Raw genomic sequence first — 15,987 nt, 5'->3', positions numbered from 1 at the left:
GCCCTTCCCAGCCGCTCGCCCTGGGGAGCGGCTGGGGAGTTTCTCGTCGCTCGGGGGAGGCTGTGGGGAGGGCCCCGCCCGCGGGGCCTCCATGCCGAAGGTGCCCTGGAGCGTGGGTCGGGTGGTGAACATACGGAAAATCCACAGAACGGCGGAATCCGGGGAACCTAGGCGTTCATGAACTGCCCCGGCTTCAGCACCCGGTTGCTGATCCGTACGTCGCCGATGGTCCCGTGGAAGACCTGGCTGACCGCGCCCGCCCACTGGTAACCGCCCAGCAGGAACGGCATGTCGAGGGTGGTCAGGCCGACGGCCGTGCTGGTCGGGTTGCGGCCCTCCTCGCAGCCGTTGACGTAGAGCTTGCTGACGCGGCCGTTGTTGGCGACGGCGACGTGCCACCACTCCTCCTGCTGGAGGAGGTGGCTCCAGGCGGTGGTGGCGCCGTTCTGGTTGAGCGGGTAGGCGTTCCACTGGAGTTCGATGGAACTGGACAGGCTGATGGTCAGGACGGGCTCGTCGGCGGTCGCCGAGGGGCCGTTCTTGCCCGCCTGAGCCGCCGTGCCCGCGCGGCTGAGCATCGAGGACCAGCCGTTGCGGCCGCCGTCCCAGTCGGCCGGGACCTTGAAGAAGACCTCGAAGGTGAAGCCGTGGGCGAAGGTCTCGCGGTTGAGCGGTGCGTGGTCGACGGTCTGGAGGTACGCGCCGCTGACCGGGTTGCCCTGGCCCGCGAACACCAGCCCCGCGTGGGCGGGTTGGTCCGGGTGGTGGTCGCCGGTCCAGGTGAGCGCGTGCGCGGGGGTGCCGGGGACGGTCTTCAGGACGAGGTCGTTGCCGTGGCCCGCCTGGTCCTTGACGACCGTGCCGGAGGCGACGTCGCTGCCCGCCGTACCGCCCTCGTCGAACCGCCAGTAGGCCAGCGTGCCCGGCAGCAGCATCCGCCGCGCGGGGCGGGACGTGCGCGGCGGGACCGGCGCGAACCCGGCGAAGCGCTTCTCGAAGTCGATCTCCATCGAGAAGTAGTCGACCTTCGAGGTGAGTTCGAGCTCCTTCGCCGCGAGGGCGTTCAACTCGCCCTGTTCCGCCAGCTCCCGGATCCACGGCGAGAAGGTCGCGACGTCGATCATGCCCCGGTCGAGGTCGAAGCGGTACGAGCGGATCATGCCCGCGCCGCCGTAGTAGCGGTCCTGGTAGTTGGTGATGTGCAGGTGGACGTCGTTCCCCGCGCTGTTCTTCAGCACCGTGCTGCCGGGCGGCCAGTAGTGGCCGTTGAGGGTGAGGAAGATCTGGTCGTTGTCCTTGATCAGGCCGTCCCACAACTGCTGCCCGTAGTCGGAGAGTTCGGCGACGCCGCCGTCGTCCGCGCCGACTATCTCGTGCGTGGTGACGATCACCGGGAGTGTCGGGTTCTCCGCGATGACCGCGTTGGCCCACGCGAAACCCTTCACCGACAGCCGCCAGTCGAGCGACAGCAGCATCCAACTCCGGCCGCCCGCGCGGAAGATGTGCGCGGTGTTGTAACCGTCGGGACTGGAGGAGTGGTAGCCGGGCGTCTTCTTCGCGCGTGCCGGGCTGAAGGTGTCCAAGTAGGGGGTACGGCCCCGCTGGTCGTCGGCGGAGACGTCGTGGTTGCCGGCCAGCACGCCGTACGAGGCGCCCGCGCGGTCCAGCATGTCGAACACCTTGGTGACCGCCGCGTACTCCCCGGCGAGGCCGTTCTGCGTCACGTCACCGAGGTGCGCGAGGAAGACGATGTTCTCGTCGTTGCCGCCCGCGCGGCCCGCCGGATCGAGGACGTAGCGGAACGACGCCTCCATCGGCACCGGGTGGATGCGGTCCTGGTCGAACATGTACTGCGTGTCCGGCATGACGACGACGGTGAACCGGGGGTTGTCCGGATCGGGGTCCCAACTCCCGCGCGGCGCCGGTGACATCGTTGTCCGACCGTACGGATCGCTGTCGCCCTTTTCCGCGTACGCGGGAGCCGCGCCCAGCAGCCCCGCGGCGGCCGTTCCCGCGCCGAGCGCACCGGCGCGGTGCAGGAACGAACGGCGGCTCGACGCGGCGACGCCGTCGCCGTCGAGGTCCGCGGTGCGGGGGCACTCACAGTCCGCCGTGTGCCGCTGGTGGTCGTCGAGGCCTCTGTCGCCCGTGGGAGAGCTGTCCATGTCCGCTCCAATGCCGAGTACAGGAACGGCGTCACGCTACGGACGGCCGCGGTACGGCGGGCTTGCGCGCCGGGTACCGGTGGCCGAACGCTCCCCCAACACCACCTGCCCCACTAGGACTTGCGTCTGCCTGCGGTGAGCAGATGGCCGCTGGTGCCGATCAGCGTGGGCTCGGACTCGATGTGGCGAGTGGCCGTCAGGACGGCCTCCCGGCGGTCCGGGTCGTCCAGCCAGTCCTCGATGCCGCCCATCATCAGCCAGGCGACGCCTTCGAGGCCGTACTGGCCCGCTACGGTGAGCGCCGCGTCCGCGAACTCCTCGGGTGCTTCGTGCGGTTGGGCGAAGTAGGCGGTCGTGAAGTGGCCGCCGTCCTCGGAGTCGTGGCGGCCCTCCGCCATCTCGCGGTCGATCCGCGTGCGGTGCGGTTCGATGAAGTACAGCTCCTGCCTGAGCATGTCGTGCAGCCCCGCGAACCGGTTGATCGTCGCCGCGACGACCAGACCGCCCGGCCGCACCACCCGGCGCGCCTCGCTCAACGCCCGTACGCGGTCAGCCCGTTCGGGCAGGTGGTAGAGCGGCCCGAGCAGCAACACCACGTCGTACGAGGCGTCTTGGGCGAACAGCGCCCTGGCGTCCCCGGCGCGGGCGGTGACCCCCGGCAGCCGGCCCGCCTGCTCCACGTGCAGCGGTACGGGGTCGACGAGATGGACCTCGTACCCGTCCCGCGCGAGCCACTCGGCGTGGACGCCGCTGCCCCCGCCGACGTCCAGCACCTGTGCGGGAGCCGTCGGCAGCAGGCGCCGCAGGACGTCCTGGGTGCGCCAGAACTCCAGCCGGTCGGAGCCCTGTCTGAGGCGGCCGTCCTCCTTGCCCTGGGCGTAGTAGGCGAGGATCTCCTCGCGGATGTGGACGGCTGGGTCTTGCGCTCGCGTCGTCTCGGTCACCGCCCCAGGGTGTGATCCGGCGTGTCCGGCGCGCAACGGGATTCCGGCGTGCGGGCCGTCACCAGCCCCGACTCGTAGGCGAACACGACGAGTTGGGCCCGGTCCCGGGCTCCGAGTTTGGTCATCGCCCGGCTGATGTGGGTCTTCGCCGTGAACGGGCTGATGACCATGTGGGCGGCGATCTCCTCGTTGGTGAGACCGCGCGCGGCCAGCGCGGTGACCTCGCGTTCGCGGCGGGTGAGGTGTTCCAGGCCGTGCGCGGTGGAACGGTCCGGAGGGCGGGAGACGAACTCGCCGATGAGGGTGCGGGTGACGGCCGGGGACAGGAGGGCCTCGCCACCGGCGACGATCCCGATCGCCTGGAGCAGGTCCGCCGGGTCGGTGTCCTTGAGGAGGAATCCGCTGGCGCCCGCGCGCAGCGCCTCGAAGACGTACTCGTCCAGGCCGTAGTTGGTGAGGATGACGACCCGGACCGCGGCGAGGGAGGGGTCGGCGGCGATACGGCGGGTGGCCTCGATGCCCGTCATCACCGGCATCTGTACGTCGATCAGCGCGACGTCGGGGAGCTGCGCGCGGACGAGGGCCACGCCCTGCTCGCCGTCGGCCGCCTCGCCGACCACCTCGATGCCGTCCTCGGCGTCGAGGAGGGCGCGGAAGCCCGCGCGCATCAGCGCCTGGTCGTCGACGACCGCGACCCGGATCATCCCGCCTCGCCCAGCGGCAGTTCGGCCCGGACCGAGAAACCGCCCTCCGCGCGCGGGGCGGTGTGCAGCGTGCCGCCCAACGCGGTGACGCGCTCGCGCATGCCGGTGAGACCGATGCCCGGCTTCGGCGGACAGTCGGGGTCGGCCGCTCCGTCGTCCTCGACCCGTATGGTCAAGTCGACGTCCCCGTAGTCCAGTTGGACGTTGATCTTCGCCGGTCCCGCGTGCCGGGCCGCGTTGGTGAGGGCCTCCTGGACGATGCGGTACACCGCGCGGTCGACCGTCGCGGCGAGGGGACGCTCCTCGCCGGTCACCGCGAGTTCGACGGCGAGGCCCGCAGCGCAGGCCCGCTCGACGAGCAGCGCGGGGGTGCCGGTGGGCTCCTCGGTGGTGCGCAGGATCTCCAGGGTGGCCCGCAGTTCGCGCATCGCCTCGCCGCCCGCCTCCTGGATGGCGAGCAGCGCGGGCGGCACCTCCTCGCCGCGCTTGCGGGCGAGGTGGACGGCAACGCCCGCCTGGAGCTTGACGATCGAGATGCTGTGGGTGAGGGAGTCGTGCAACTCCCGCGCTATCCGCAGGCGTTCCTCGCCCGCGCGCCGCAACGCGGCCTCCTCGCGGGTGCGTTCGGCCTCCAGGGCGCGCTGTTCGGTCTGGCGCAGATACGCCTGCCAGTTGCGGTCGGCGAGGCCGGTGACCACCGCGCACAGGAACCAGCCGGCCAGCAGCGCCGTCCGCTCCACCACCTGCTGGGTCGTCGGCCCGGTCGCGAAGTACGCCACCAGGAACACCCCACCGCCCACGGCCGCCGTACCGCGGTGTCCCGCGCGGGCCGCCGTGTGCATCGCGGCGAAGACGGGCAGACCGGCGACGGGCCCCGGGTGGGCGTGCAGGACGTAGGCCGCCTCCGCCGCCGCGGTCACCGCGAGGACCGCCCGCGGAGCCGTCTGGTAGAACGCCAGGGCCGCCGACGCGAGGGCCATCAGCGCGTAGTCGCCGGCTGTGGTGTCCGGGTCGAAGGCCGCGACGGCCACGACAAGGGCACCGATCACGACCGCGAGGGACGCGTCGGCGAGGCGCCTGCGTGGGGTCACATCGACCGGGAGCCCGCTCATGTCGGCACACTAGACCGCCGCGCCGACACGGGCGTCAGCCCTGTGGACAACTCCTGCACTACTCCCCCCGTAGTACTCCGCGCCGCCCCGGACCTCCCCGTCGTAGGCCCAACTGCCTTCGCCCGTACGACGACCCGGCCGGCCCCCGACGCGCACGCTGCTGCCATGCCCACACCCTTCCGGCACACCCGGCCCCCGTCGCCCAGGTCCGCCACCGGCCGCACCGCCGAGGTCCTCGACCAGATCGCCGTCGACTTCGGCATCGAACGGCCCCCGACCTTCGTGGTCCTGTCCTCCGCGCCCGAACTCCTCGCGCCAACCTGGGCGTTGATGCGGGAGTCGCTGATCGCGGGCCCCGGCAGCCGCACCGGCAAGGAGCTGGCCGCGCTCGGTGTCTCGCTCGCCAACAAGTGCCCGTTCTGCGCGGACGCGCACACCGTGCTGCTGCACGCCACCGGCGACCACGCCCTCGCCGAGCACCTGGCCCGGGGCGGCACCCCGGAGAACGAGGTCCACGCGCGCGTGCTCGACTGGGGCCGCCGGACACGCGTCCCGGGCGCGGCCCTGACGCCGTACCCGTTCCCGCGCGAACAGGCGCCCGCCTACCTGGGCACCGCCTTCGCCTTCCACTTCATCAACCGCGTCGTGTCGGCCCTGCTGACCGAACAGCTCCTCCCGGGCAACGCCCAGCGCTTCCGGGCGGTACGCAGCCTCGCGGGCCGCGCCGTCTCCCGCACCGTGCGCCGGACCGCCGTACCAGGGGCGGCGCTCCCCCTGCTCGACGCCCCGGGACCCGGCCCGGACTGGGCGGCCGGCACCCCCGTGGGCCCGCCCTACGACGCGCTGCGTACGGCCGCGCTCGCGGGCGCCGAGCTGCTCGACGCCGACGACCGGACGCTCGTACGGGAGACGCTGTGGGCCTGGGACGGTTCGCATCCGCCGGTCGTGCTGCGCGGCTTCCCGAACCGGCGGGAGCGGCCCGCGGCGCGCCTCGCGGTGCTGGCCGCGCTCGCGCCGTACCGGATCACGGAGGAGGACGTGGCCGCCTGGCGCGGGGCACTGCACACCGACGCGAGTCTGGTGCGGCTGATCGCCTACGGGGCGTTCGCGGCCGTCGAACGGATCGAGACGACGATGCGGGTGGCCGCCGCTCGCACCTGAGGGCCGGACATAAGAGGACACACAACGCGTCCACAGTCAGGCACTGTCACCGCACAGGCACGGAGCGAGTTCATACTTCCGCCTCACAGGCAGTCATGTGACACTGGCCGTCCCCGTCCGCAGTGCGGACCCGCTCCGCACCTGATCCCCCACGAGAAGTGCGACTTGCGTTCTCTTCCTCTGCCGCTCGCTCTCACCGCGCGTCTGTCGCCGGTCGTCGTGCTCGCCGCGATGGGCTGGGCCCTGACGTCCGGTCCGTTCGCCGCGACGACGACCGCCGACCACAAGTCGACGCCCGAGTCCGGCGCCTCGCCCGAGGCCTCGGCCCCGTCGGCGACGACCGCGGCCAAGGCGTACTCCACCTCCCCCGCCCCGTGCGGAAGTGTGGCGGTGGCGACGATCAAGTCGCTGGTGCCGGGCGCGAAGACGGCCGGCAAGGAGATCCCGTCGACGGACACGAAGGTGCGTCGCACCTGCTCGTGGAACGCGCTCAAGGGGTACGACTACCGCTGGCTCGACGTGTCGTACGAGATCACGGAATCGGACGCGGCGGCACAGAAGTCGTACACCGAGACGACCACGGAGAAGAGCGGCGGCGGCGCGGTTCCCGGACTCGGCGACCAGGCCTACTCCATCGTGAACCTCACCACGGAGGACAAGCAGCAGACGCGTGAGGGCACGGTCGTCGTCCGCGCGGGCAACGCGCTGGTGACCATCACGTACAACGGCAGCGACTTCGAGAACAAGAAGGCGCCGAGTACGGACGTCATCAACAAGGGTGCGATCAAGGCCGCCAAGGAGGCGGTGACCGCACTGGAGGGCGGCAGGGCCAGCTAGCCTCGACCGCCCCCCAAGTACAGAGGTTCTACGCCTCGACGGGCTCCGGCGCCGCTTCCGTCACCGGATCCGTCTGCTTCCCGGTCAGCAAAGTGAGCACTACGTAGAGCACCATCGACGTGCCCAGGCCCACGGCCCAGCTGTAGTCGGCGAGCGAGGACAGGGCCGGGATGGGCCGGCCGTCGATCAGCGGGTGGAAGTCGGCGCCGCCGACGGCGAGGACGCCACCCACCACGAAGGCGACGACGGCCCGCCAGTTCCAGCCGCCGTCGTACCAGTAGCGGCCGCCCTTGCGGTACAGGTCGGCGAGGTCGAGCTTGCCGCGGCGCAGGATCCAGTAGTCGGCGATGAGGATACCGGCGACCGTGCCGAGCAGACCGCCGACCAGACCGAGCCAGGTGAAGATGTAGCCCTGCGGGTCGGAGTACAGCTTCCACGGGAAGATCAGCACCGCGAGGACGCTGGTCACGAGGGCGCCGGTGCGGAAACTGATCTTCCGGGGCGCGATGTTGGAGAAGTCGAAGGCGGGCGAGACCAGGTTGGCCGCGATGTTCACGGACAGGGTCGCCACCAGCACGGTCACCAACTCGTACAGGAGGCCCACGACGTTGTCCGTCTTCGCCGCGAGCTGCACCGGGTCCCAGATCGCCGTGCCGTAGACCGCCTGCGAGCCGGAGGTGACCATCACCGACAGGAACGCGAACAGGGTCATGGTGGTCGGCAGGCCGAGCGCCTGGCCCCACGTCTGGGCCTTCTGGCTCTTGCCGTAGCGGGTGAAGTCCGGGATGTTCAGGGACAGCGTGGACCAGAAGCCGATCATGCCCATGAGCGAGGGCCAGAACAGCTTCCAGAAGCTGCCGCCCCAGCCCAGCTTCGAGGGCTGGTCGAAGAGCGGGCCGAAGCCGCCGGCCTTGTCGCTCATCCACCACAGCATCACGAACGCGCCGACGAGCACGAAGGGCGCCGCCCAGTTCTCGAAGCGGCGGATCGTCTCCATCCCCCGGTAAATGATGGCCACTTGGAGCACCCAGAACAGCGCGAACGACAGCCACATCGTCCAGGCGTACCCGCCGATGTGCGAGGCGTTCGCCCAACTGTCCCCGATCAGCTTGCCGGCGAGGAAGAAGATCGCCTCACCGCCGATCCAGGTCTGGATGCCGAACCACCCGCAGGCCACCAACGCCCGCACTACGGCAGGGAGGTTGGCGCCGCGCACCCCGAACGAGGCACGCGCGAAGACCGGGAAGGGGATGCCGTACTTCGGTCCCGCGTGCCCGGTGAGCAGCATCGGCACGAGCACGATCAGGTTGGCCAGGGCGATGGTGAACACCGCCTGCTTCCAGTCCATCCCGACGGCGATGAGACCCGAAGCGAGCGTCCAGGAAGCCGTGTTGTGGGCCATGCCGACCCACAGCGCGGAGAAGTTGTACGTGGTCCAGGTGCGCTTCTCGACGGGAACCGGCAGCAGATCGTCGTTGGCGTACGGACCGCTGGGCAGCGGAGACCCCGGGGAGAGCTCCACCCGCCCGTCGGCGAGGGTGACTTGAGCGGTCGGCGGTATGGCCGCGGGAGCGGTGTCGGTCATGGGCAGGCCAATCGATGAGGTGGGTCCGGAGAGGCCGTGCGGGGCTCCGGCCCCCCTCCCCCAGGACGGTGAGGGAGGGGGAGAACTGGAGTGGGGGGACGGGGAGTTGAGCGGTACGTGGTGGCGTCAGCCGTTGACGGCCGGGATCACCTTCGACCCGTAGGCGTCGATCGTGGCTTCCTGCGCGTCGTGCATGTCGTAGACGGCGAACTGGTCGACGCCCAACTCCTTCAGGGCGTTGAGCTTCTCGATCTGCTTCTCGGCCGATCCGATGACGCAGAACCGGTCGACGATCTCGTCGGGCACGAAGGCGGTGTCGGGGTTGTCGGAGCGACCGTGGTGCGAGTAGTCGTACCCCTCACGGGCCTTGATGTAGTCCGTGAGTTCCTCGGGTACGGCGGCGGAGTGCTCGCCGTACTTGGAGACGAGGTCGGCGACGTGGTTGCCGACCATGCCGCCGAACCAGCGGCACTGGTCGCGGGCGTGGGCGAGTGCCTCGGGCGAGTCGTCCTCGGTGACGTAGGCCGGGGCGGCGACGCAGATCTTGACCTCGGACGGGTCACGCCCGGCCGCCACGGCCGCGTCCTTCACCGCCTTGACCATGTACTCGGTGAGGTAGAGGTCCGAGAGCTGGAGGATGAAGCCGTCGGCCTCCTCGCCGGTCATCTTCAGGGCCTTGGGGCCGTACGCGGCCATCCAGACCGGGAGTTGGGCATCTTCCTTCGCCCAGGGGAACTTGATGACCGTGCCGCCGAGGTCCGCCTCCTGGCCGGAGCCGAGCGCCCTGATGACCTTCATGGCCTCGCTGATCCGGGCCAGGGTGTTGGGAGTCCGGCCCGCCACCCGCATCGCGGAGTCGCCGCGGCCGATGCCGCAGACCGTGCGGTTGCCGAACATGTCGTTCAGGGTGGCGAAGGTGGAGGCGGTGACCTCCCAGGTGCGGGTGCCCGGGTTGGTGACCATCGGGCCGACCGTCAACTTCGTGGTGTTGGCCAGGATCTGACTGTAGATCACGAACGGCTCCTGCCACAGCACGGCGGAGTCGAAGGTCCAGCCGTACGTGAAGCCGTTGCGCTCGGCGCGCTTCATCAGGCTGATGACCCGCGAGGCCGGCGGGTCGGTCTGCAGGACGAGTCCGAAGTCCATGTGCGCCACTCCTAGTTGAGGTACTGACTGGTGGAGCGCGGGGTGTACACGCCGTGGCCCGCGTGCCCGGTGTACTCCCGCTCGGTGATGACGAGTTCGCCGCGCGAGAGGACGGTCTCGACGCGGCCGGTGAGGCGCTTGCCCTCGTAGGCCGAGTAGTCGACGTTCATGTGGTGCGTCTCGGCGGAGACGGTCTGCTCGGCGTGCGGGTCGTAGATGACGACGTCGGCGTCGGCGCCCGGGGCGATGGTGCCCTTCTTCGGGTAGAGGCCGAACATCCGCGCCGGGGAGGCGCAGGCGATCTCGATCCAGCGGCGGCGGCTGATGTGGCCGTCGACGACGCCCTGGTGGAGCAGGTCCATGCGGTTCTCGACGCCCGGCATGCCGTTCGGGATCTTCGAGAAGTCCCCGCGTCCCAGCTCCTTCTGGCCCACGAAGCAGAAGGGGCAGTGGTCGGTGGAGACCACCTGGAGGTCGTTGGTGCGCAGGCCCTGCCAGAGCTTGGCCTGGTGCTCCTTGGGACGGAGGGGCGTGCTGCACACGTACTTCGCGCCCTCGAAGTCCGGCTCGGCGAGGTTGTCCGTCGACAGGAACAGGTACTGCGGACAGGTCTCGCCGAAGACGGGCAGGCCCTCGTCGCGCGCCTTGGCCAGCTCGGCGACCGCCTCCATCGCGGAGACGTGCACGACGTAGAGCGGGGCGCCGGCGACCTGCGCGAGCTTGATCGCGCGGTGGGTGGCCTCGGCTTCGAGGAGGGCCTTGCGGACCTCGCCGTGGTAGCGGGGGTCCCGCTCGCCGCGGGCCAGCGCCTGCTCGACGAGGACGTCGATCGCGATGCCGTTCTCGGCGTGCATCATGATCAACCCGCCATTGTCGGCGGCGCGTTGCATGGCGCGGAGGATCTGGCCGTCGTCGCTGTAGAAGACGCCCGGGTAGGCCATGAACTGCTTGAAGGAGGTGACGCCCTCCTGCACCAGCAGGTCCATCTCCTTGAGGGTGTCCTCGTTGACGTCGGAGACGATCATGTGGAAGCCGTAGTCGATGGCGCAGTTGCCCTCGGCCTTGGCATGCCAGGCGTCGAGGCCCTCGCGGAGGGCTCCGCCGACGCTCTGGATCGCGAAGTCGACGATGGTCGTCGTACCGCCCCAGGCGGCGGCCCGGGTGCCGGTCTCGAAGGTGTCGGCCGCCTTCGTGCCGCCGAACGGCATCTCCATGTGGGTGTGGGCGTCGACACCGCCCGGGATGACGTACTTGCCGGTGGCGTCGATGACCCGGTCGGCGGTCCAGCCCTCGGCGATGGTGGTGCCGGAGGTGGCGAGGGCGGCGATTCGGCCGTCCTCGATCAGGACGTCGGCGTGGAGTTCGTCGGACGCGGTGATTACTAGGCCGCCGCGGATTACGGTACGGGTGCTCATCGATTGACTCCGCTGGGTTGTGGTCGAGTGCGGGTCGGTGGGGGCTGGTCGCGCAGTTCCCCGCGCCCCTAAAAGAAGGGGCGCTGGGGCCCTGCGTGTTTACGGTGCGGTCAACGGTCCGTACGCGTCCGGGCGGCGGTCGCGGTAGAACTGCCAGCGGTCGCGGACCTCGCGGAGTTTCGCCAAGTCCAGGTCGCGGACGACGAGTTCGGGCTCCTTGTCGCTGGCCACCTCGCCGACGAACTGGGCCTCCGGGTCCACGAAGTACGTCGTGCCGTAGAAGTCGTTGTCGCCCAACTCCTCTACGCCGACACGGTTGATGGCACCGACGAAGTACTCGTTGGCGGCAGCGGCGGCCGGCTGCTCCAGCTGCCACAGGTAGGCCGACAGGCCGCGCGAGGTCGCCGACGGGTTGAAGACGATCTCCGCGCCCGCGAGGCCCAGCGCACGCCAGCCCTCCGGGAAGTGCCGGTCGTAGCAGATGTAGACGCCGATCTTGCCGACCTTGGTGTCGAAGATGGGCCAGCCGCTGTTGCCCGGGCGGAAGTAGAACTTCTCCCAGAATCCGGGGACTTGGGGGATGTGGTGCTTGCGGTACTTGCCCAGGTAGGAGCCGTCCGCGTCGATCACGGCGGCCGTGTTGTAGAGGACGCCGGGCTGCTCCTCCTCGTACATCGGCAGGACCAGGACGATGCCGTGCTCCTTGGCGAGCGCCTGGAAGCGCTTGACGATCGGGCCGTCCGGGATCGCCTCGGCGTACTCGTAGAACGCCTTGTCCTGGACCTGGCAGAAGTACGGTCCGTAGAACAGCTCCTGGAAGCACAGGACTTGAGCACCCTGCGTGGCCGCGTCGCGGACCGCCTGCTCGTGTACCTGGATCATGGACTCCTTGTCGCCCGTCCAGGCTGTCTGGAAGAGAGCGGCACGAATCACTGTGCTCATCGGGACCTCCGGTCGCTAGGTGTGCGAGGAGCCTAAGAAGTCCGGATGTCGTCTTTGAGGTGCACGGTGTCACGTCTGCGGGCGCGCGGCGTTCCACGGTGTCACCCTGTCGTGGGCGCATGTTTCACCGCCGTTTTCCCAGGTAGTCCCATGTTTCACCCCTGTTGCGCGTCGTGCGCGAGGAGCGCGATGTGCACCGATGCCGCCTGCTCGAAGTCGTCGAGGTCCACTCCGAGCCGCCCCTCTATCGCCTCCAGCCGGCGGTACAGCGCGGGCCGTGAGACGTGGTGGAGCTGCGCGGTGCGCGACTTGTTGCGGCCGGTGGCCAGGTAGGTGCGCAGGACGGCGAGGAGGTCCTCGTCGGCCGCGCAGAGCAGGCCGTCCAACTCCCGTTCGGCGAAGGACTGCACCTGCGGGTCGTCCCTCAACAGCCGGATCAGGCCGCGCAGATGGACGTCCTTGAGGCGTACGACGGCGGGGAGTTCGAGGGCGTCGCTGGAGTCGGCCACGGCGTCGGCGACGTGCTGTGCCTCGCGCAGCCCTGCGGGCACGTCGTCCCAGACGGTGCGCTGCCCGGCGGCGGCCACCACCGCCTTCAACGCCCCCGACTCGGTGCGCAGCCGACTCGCGAAGTGCGCGGCGAGGGCGTCCGCGTCCTGGTCGCGGGGCAGGCTGAGGAGGACCGCGGTGACGCCTTCGGCCAGCTCGGCTACGAGGCCAGGGAGCCCCAACAGCCGTAGAACTCGGTCGAGTTGGGCTGTGTCACCATCCCGCACGACCATCGGGACGAAGGTGCGCCGGTTGACGGGGAGTCCGGCCGCGCGGGCGCGGGGCAGGAGTTGGCGGGCCGGTACGACGCCGCTCGCCAGGTCGGTCAGCAGGCTCTGCGCGGACTGTTCCTCCCAGGTGTGGGCGGAGCCGCCGAGCATGCGGTGCAGGACGAGAGCCTCGGCGGCACGGTCGGAGAGAAGGCGGCCGGTGGCGGTGTCGCCGCGGTAGCCGCAGAGCATGATCTGACCCCACCGCTCCCCTCGCCCGCCCAGCTCGGCGCGGATCCAGCCGTCACCCTCGCTGCCGCCCGCCTGCCGGGAGATGCGCTCCCAGTCGCGCAGCACGTCGTCCACCGCCGACCGCTCCCCCGCCGTGGCGAGGACGCGGTGCGCGAGGTTGGTGACGACGACCGGGCAGGCGCTGTGCGCGGCGACCTCGTCGAGCAGGCTCTGCAACGGGGCGCCGCCGGTGATGAGTCCGGTGAGCGCGGTCCGTACGGCCTCGGAGAGGCTCACGGCGGCGAACTTCCGCCGTACCAGCCGGGATTGGACCTCCTCCGTCAACTCGGCGAAGGGGAACGGCCGGTGGAGCACCACCATGGGCAGCCCGCACCGCTCGGCCGCGCGGCGCATGACGTCCGGCGGCGCGGGGAACGCCCGACCGAGCCCCAGCACCACGGCGGACGCCTCCGCGCGGTGCAGGGACTGGATGTACTCGGCCTGCGCGCCCTCGTCCCCGGCGAGGAGCACGCCGGTGGTGAGGACCATCTCGCCGCCGGTGAGCATCACGCCGACGTCGGCGGCCTCGGCGACATGCACCCACCGCACGGGCCGGTCGAGTTGGCTCGCACCGGCCACCACCTCGGGTTCCCCGGCGAGGACCCGTTCCAGGCCGAGGACCTGGCGCACCGACAGCGCGGGCTCCAGGGGGTCCAGGATGGTGGCCATAGCGATGTTCCCTTTTTTTGTTCGTACTGCTACTGCTACTGCTACTGCGTGCTCCTCAGCGCCCGTTCGAGGATCGTGGCGCCCTCCTCGGCCTCCGCGACGGTCAGGGACAGGGGCGGGGCGATGCGCAGGGCGCTGGTGTTGTGTCCGCCGCCCTTGCCGATCAACAGGCCGCCCTCACGGGCCGCTTCGAGTACGGCGGACGCCGCGTCCGGGTCGGCCTCGTCGGTGCCGGGTTTGACCAGTTCGATGCCGATCATCAGCCCGCGCCCGCGTACCTCCCGTACGCCGGGATGCTGGGCGGCGACGGCACGCAGCCGCTCGATGAGGAGGCCGCCGACGCGGCGGGCGTTGCCCTGGAGGTCGTGCTCCAGCAGATAGGTGAGGTTGGCGAGGCCGGCGGCCATGGTGATCTGGGTGCCGCCGAAGGTCGAAATGCTGTTGGAGTCAAGGCAGTTCATGATCTCGGCGCGGGCGACGACACCGCCGATGGACATGCCGTTGCCGATCCCCTTGGCGAAGGTGAGGATGTCCGGCGGACCGTTCTCCGCGTGTGCCTGCCAGCCCCAGAAGTGGTCGCCGGTGCGGCCCCAGCCGGTCTGCACCTCGTCGGCGATCCACAACACCCCGCGCTCGGCGAGGACTTCGCGGAAGGCGGCGTACAGGCCGTCGGGCGGGGAGGTGAACCCGCCGACGCCCTGGACGGGTTCGGCGATGAGAGCGGCGGGCGGCCGGACATGACCGAGCAGGTCCTTGAGGTCGTCCACGCAGGCCGCGATGAACTCGGCGTCGTTCAGGTCGGCGTAGGGACCGCGTGTCCGCACACCTCCGTGGACGTACAGCGTCTGGAGCGGGGACAGCGAGGTCGGGGACCAGCCCCGGTTGCCGGTGATGCCGACCGAGCTGAAGGAACGGCCGTGGTAGCTGTTGCGCATGGCCAGGATCTGGTTGCTCTTGCGGTACGACGTCGCCAGCATCAGGGCGGTGTCGTTGGCCTCGGTGCCCGAGGTGGTGAAGAAGACGCGGGCGTCCGGGATGCCGGACAACTGGGCGACACGCTCGGCGAGTTCGACCATCGGCCGGTTGAGGTAGAGCGTGGACGAGTGGATGATCCGCCCGGCCTGCTCGCTCACCGCCTTGGTGACCTCGGGGAGCGCGTGCGCGGTCATCGTGGTGAGGATGCCGCCGAAGAAGTCGAGGTACTTGTTGCCCTCGGCGTCCCAGACGTGCCGGCCCTCTCCGTGCGTGATCTCCAACGGGTCCTGGTAGTACAGGGCCAGCCAGTCGGGGAGTACGTCCCGGTGGCGTCCCAGCAGGTCCTTGGTCACGGCTGCACCAACCCTTCGTAGGCGTCGGGACGCCGGTCGCGGTAGAACGCCCACTGCTGGCGTACTTCCTCGATCAGCCCGAAGTCCAGGTCGCGGACGACGAGTTCCTCGTCCTTGTCGCTGGCGACCTCGCCGACGAACTGGCCTCGCGGGTTGACGAAGTACGACGTCCCGTAAAAGTCGTTGTCCCCGTACTCCTCCTGTCCCACACGGTTGATCGCGGCGATGAAGTACTCGTTGGCGACAGCGGCGGCCGGCTGCTCCAGCTGCCAGAGGTAGGCGGAGAGGCCGCGCGAGGTGGCGGACGGGTTGTAGACCAACTGTGCGCCGTTGAGTCCGAGTTGGCGCCAGCCCTCGGGGAAGTGCCGGTCGTAGCAGATATAGACACCCACCCTGCCGACGGCGGTGTCGAAGACGGGCCAGCCCGCGTTGCCCGGCTTGAAGTAGTACTTCTCCCAGAAGCCCTTGACCTGCGGGATGTGGTGTTTGCGGTACTTGCCGAGGAAGGTGCCGTCGGCGTCGATCACGGCCGCGGTGTTGTAGTAGAAGCCGTCCTGCTCGATCTCGAAGACCGGGACGACGATCACCATGCCGGTCTCGCGCGCGAGCTGTTGCATACGACGCACGGTCGGCCCGTCGGGCACCGGCTCGGCCCAGCTGTAGTGCTCGGGTTCCTGGACCTGACAGAAATAGGGGGCGTTGAACACCTCCTGGAACCCGATGATCTGCGCGCCCTGGCGGGCCGCCTCGCGGGCGTGTTCCTCGTGTTTCGCCACCATGGACTCGGTGTCGCCGGTCCAGGTGGCCTGGACCAGAGCGGCGCGTACGACGTTGGCCATGAGCTGCTCCTTCGACGGGACGCCAGAGCCTCTACGCCCGTAGACAAGGCCGTAGAGGGATGAACGTAAGCCTCCGGAGGAGCCTTGCCAA

General features: G+C 70.1%; 13 protein-coding genes. 2 read left to right on the top strand and 11 right to left on the bottom strand.

Translation table 11 applies throughout. The features are described from left to right. Window positions 1-167: 167 nt before the first annotated feature. The 4 genes from R2B38_RS34455 to R2B38_RS34440 form a co-directional block, all read right to left on the bottom strand. Complete coding sequence (locus R2B38_RS34455; protein WP_318019717.1) at window positions 168-2,165, bottom strand: LamG-like jellyroll fold domain-containing protein; 1,998 nt, start codon at window positions 2,163-2,165, stop codon at window positions 168-170. A 113-nt stretch (window positions 2,166-2,278) separates the two neighbouring features. Continuing rightward, window positions 2,279-3,109 carry a class I SAM-dependent methyltransferase gene (locus R2B38_RS34450; protein WP_318019716.1) on the bottom strand — a complete coding sequence of 277 codons (831 nt, stop codon included), beginning with the start codon at window positions 3,107-3,109 and terminating at the stop codon, window positions 2,279-2,281. After that, window positions 3,106-3,813 carry a response regulator transcription factor gene (locus R2B38_RS34445; RefSeq protein WP_318019715.1) on the bottom strand — a complete coding sequence of 236 codons (708 nt, stop codon included), beginning with the start codon at window positions 3,811-3,813 and terminating at the stop codon, window positions 3,106-3,108. The genes R2B38_RS34450 and R2B38_RS34445 overlap by 4 nt, the downstream gene beginning before the upstream one ends. Further along, entirely contained in the window at window positions 3,810-4,925 is a 1,116-nt protein-coding gene (locus tag R2B38_RS34440) for a sensor histidine kinase (RefSeq protein ID WP_318019713.1), read from the bottom strand. The genes R2B38_RS34445 and R2B38_RS34440 overlap by 4 nt, the downstream gene beginning before the upstream one ends. Window positions 4,926-5,090: 165 nt before the next feature. Here R2B38_RS34440 and R2B38_RS34435 point away from each other — a divergent pair, with 165 nt between their 5' ends. Together R2B38_RS34435 and R2B38_RS34430 are read left to right on the top strand one after the other, a co-directional pair. Next, window positions 5,091-6,086, top strand: coding sequence for a carboxymuconolactone decarboxylase family protein (locus tag R2B38_RS34435; protein WP_318019712.1), 996 nt, complete (start codon window positions 5,091-5,093; stop codon window positions 6,084-6,086). A gap of 165 nt (window positions 6,087-6,251) precedes the next feature. Further along, window positions 6,252-6,923 carry a hypothetical protein gene (locus R2B38_RS34430; protein ID WP_033279418.1) on the top strand — a complete coding sequence of 224 codons (672 nt, stop codon included), beginning with the start codon at window positions 6,252-6,254 and terminating at the stop codon, window positions 6,921-6,923. Between the two features lie 28 nt (window positions 6,924-6,951). On the opposite strand, the gene R2B38_RS34425 is transcribed toward R2B38_RS34430, so the two are convergent. The 7 genes from R2B38_RS34425 to R2B38_RS34395 all read right to left on the bottom strand — a co-directional run bounded on the left by R2B38_RS34425 (window position 6,952) and on the right by R2B38_RS34395 (window position 15,896). Continuing rightward, complete coding sequence (locus R2B38_RS34425; RefSeq protein WP_318019711.1) at window positions 6,952-8,508, bottom strand: NCS1 family nucleobase:cation symporter-1; 1,557 nt, start codon at window positions 8,506-8,508, stop codon at window positions 6,952-6,954. A 126-nt stretch (window positions 8,509-8,634) separates the two neighbouring features. Further along, window positions 8,635-9,654, bottom strand: coding sequence for a TIGR03842 family LLM class F420-dependent oxidoreductase (locus tag R2B38_RS34420; RefSeq protein ID WP_318019710.1), 1,020 nt, complete (start codon window positions 9,652-9,654; stop codon window positions 8,635-8,637). An 11-nt stretch (window positions 9,655-9,665) separates the two neighbouring features. Continuing rightward, on the bottom strand, window positions 9,666-11,069 hold the full coding sequence (gene hydA, locus R2B38_RS34415; protein ID WP_318019709.1) for a dihydropyrimidinase: 1,404 nt from the start codon (window positions 11,067-11,069) through the stop codon (window positions 9,666-9,668). Between the two features lie 99 nt (window positions 11,070-11,168). Beyond that, window positions 11,169-12,011, bottom strand: coding sequence for a nitrilase-related carbon-nitrogen hydrolase (locus R2B38_RS34410; protein ID WP_318019708.1), 843 nt, complete (start codon window positions 12,009-12,011; stop codon window positions 11,169-11,171). Window positions 12,012-12,166: 155 nt separating this feature from the next. Further along, window positions 12,167-13,729: a PucR family transcriptional regulator gene (locus R2B38_RS34405; protein ID WP_318019707.1), complete on the bottom strand. Its 1,563-nt coding sequence runs from the start codon at window positions 13,727-13,729 to the stop codon at window positions 12,167-12,169. A gap of 41 nt (window positions 13,730-13,770) precedes the next feature. Beyond that, window positions 13,771-15,057 carry an aspartate aminotransferase family protein gene (locus R2B38_RS34400; RefSeq protein WP_318019706.1) on the bottom strand — a complete coding sequence of 429 codons (1,287 nt, stop codon included), beginning with the start codon at window positions 15,055-15,057 and terminating at the stop codon, window positions 13,771-13,773. Next, the gene (locus tag R2B38_RS34395; protein ID WP_318019705.1) at window positions 15,054-15,896 is read right to left on the bottom strand and encodes a nitrilase-related carbon-nitrogen hydrolase; all 843 of its coding nucleotides are present in this window, start codon (window positions 15,894-15,896) and stop codon (window positions 15,054-15,056) included. Before R2B38_RS34395 ends, R2B38_RS34400 begins: the two co-directional genes overlap by 4 nt. Between the last annotated feature and the right edge of the window lie 91 nt (window positions 15,897-15,987).

The sequence above is a fragment of the Streptomyces sp. N50 genome (assembly GCF_033335955.1).
GTDB lineage: Bacteria > Actinomycetota > Actinomycetes > Streptomycetales > Streptomycetaceae > Streptomyces.
The sequence above is the reverse complement of the archived record's forward strand: the minus strand, read 5'-3'. Positions and strand labels throughout refer to the sequence as shown.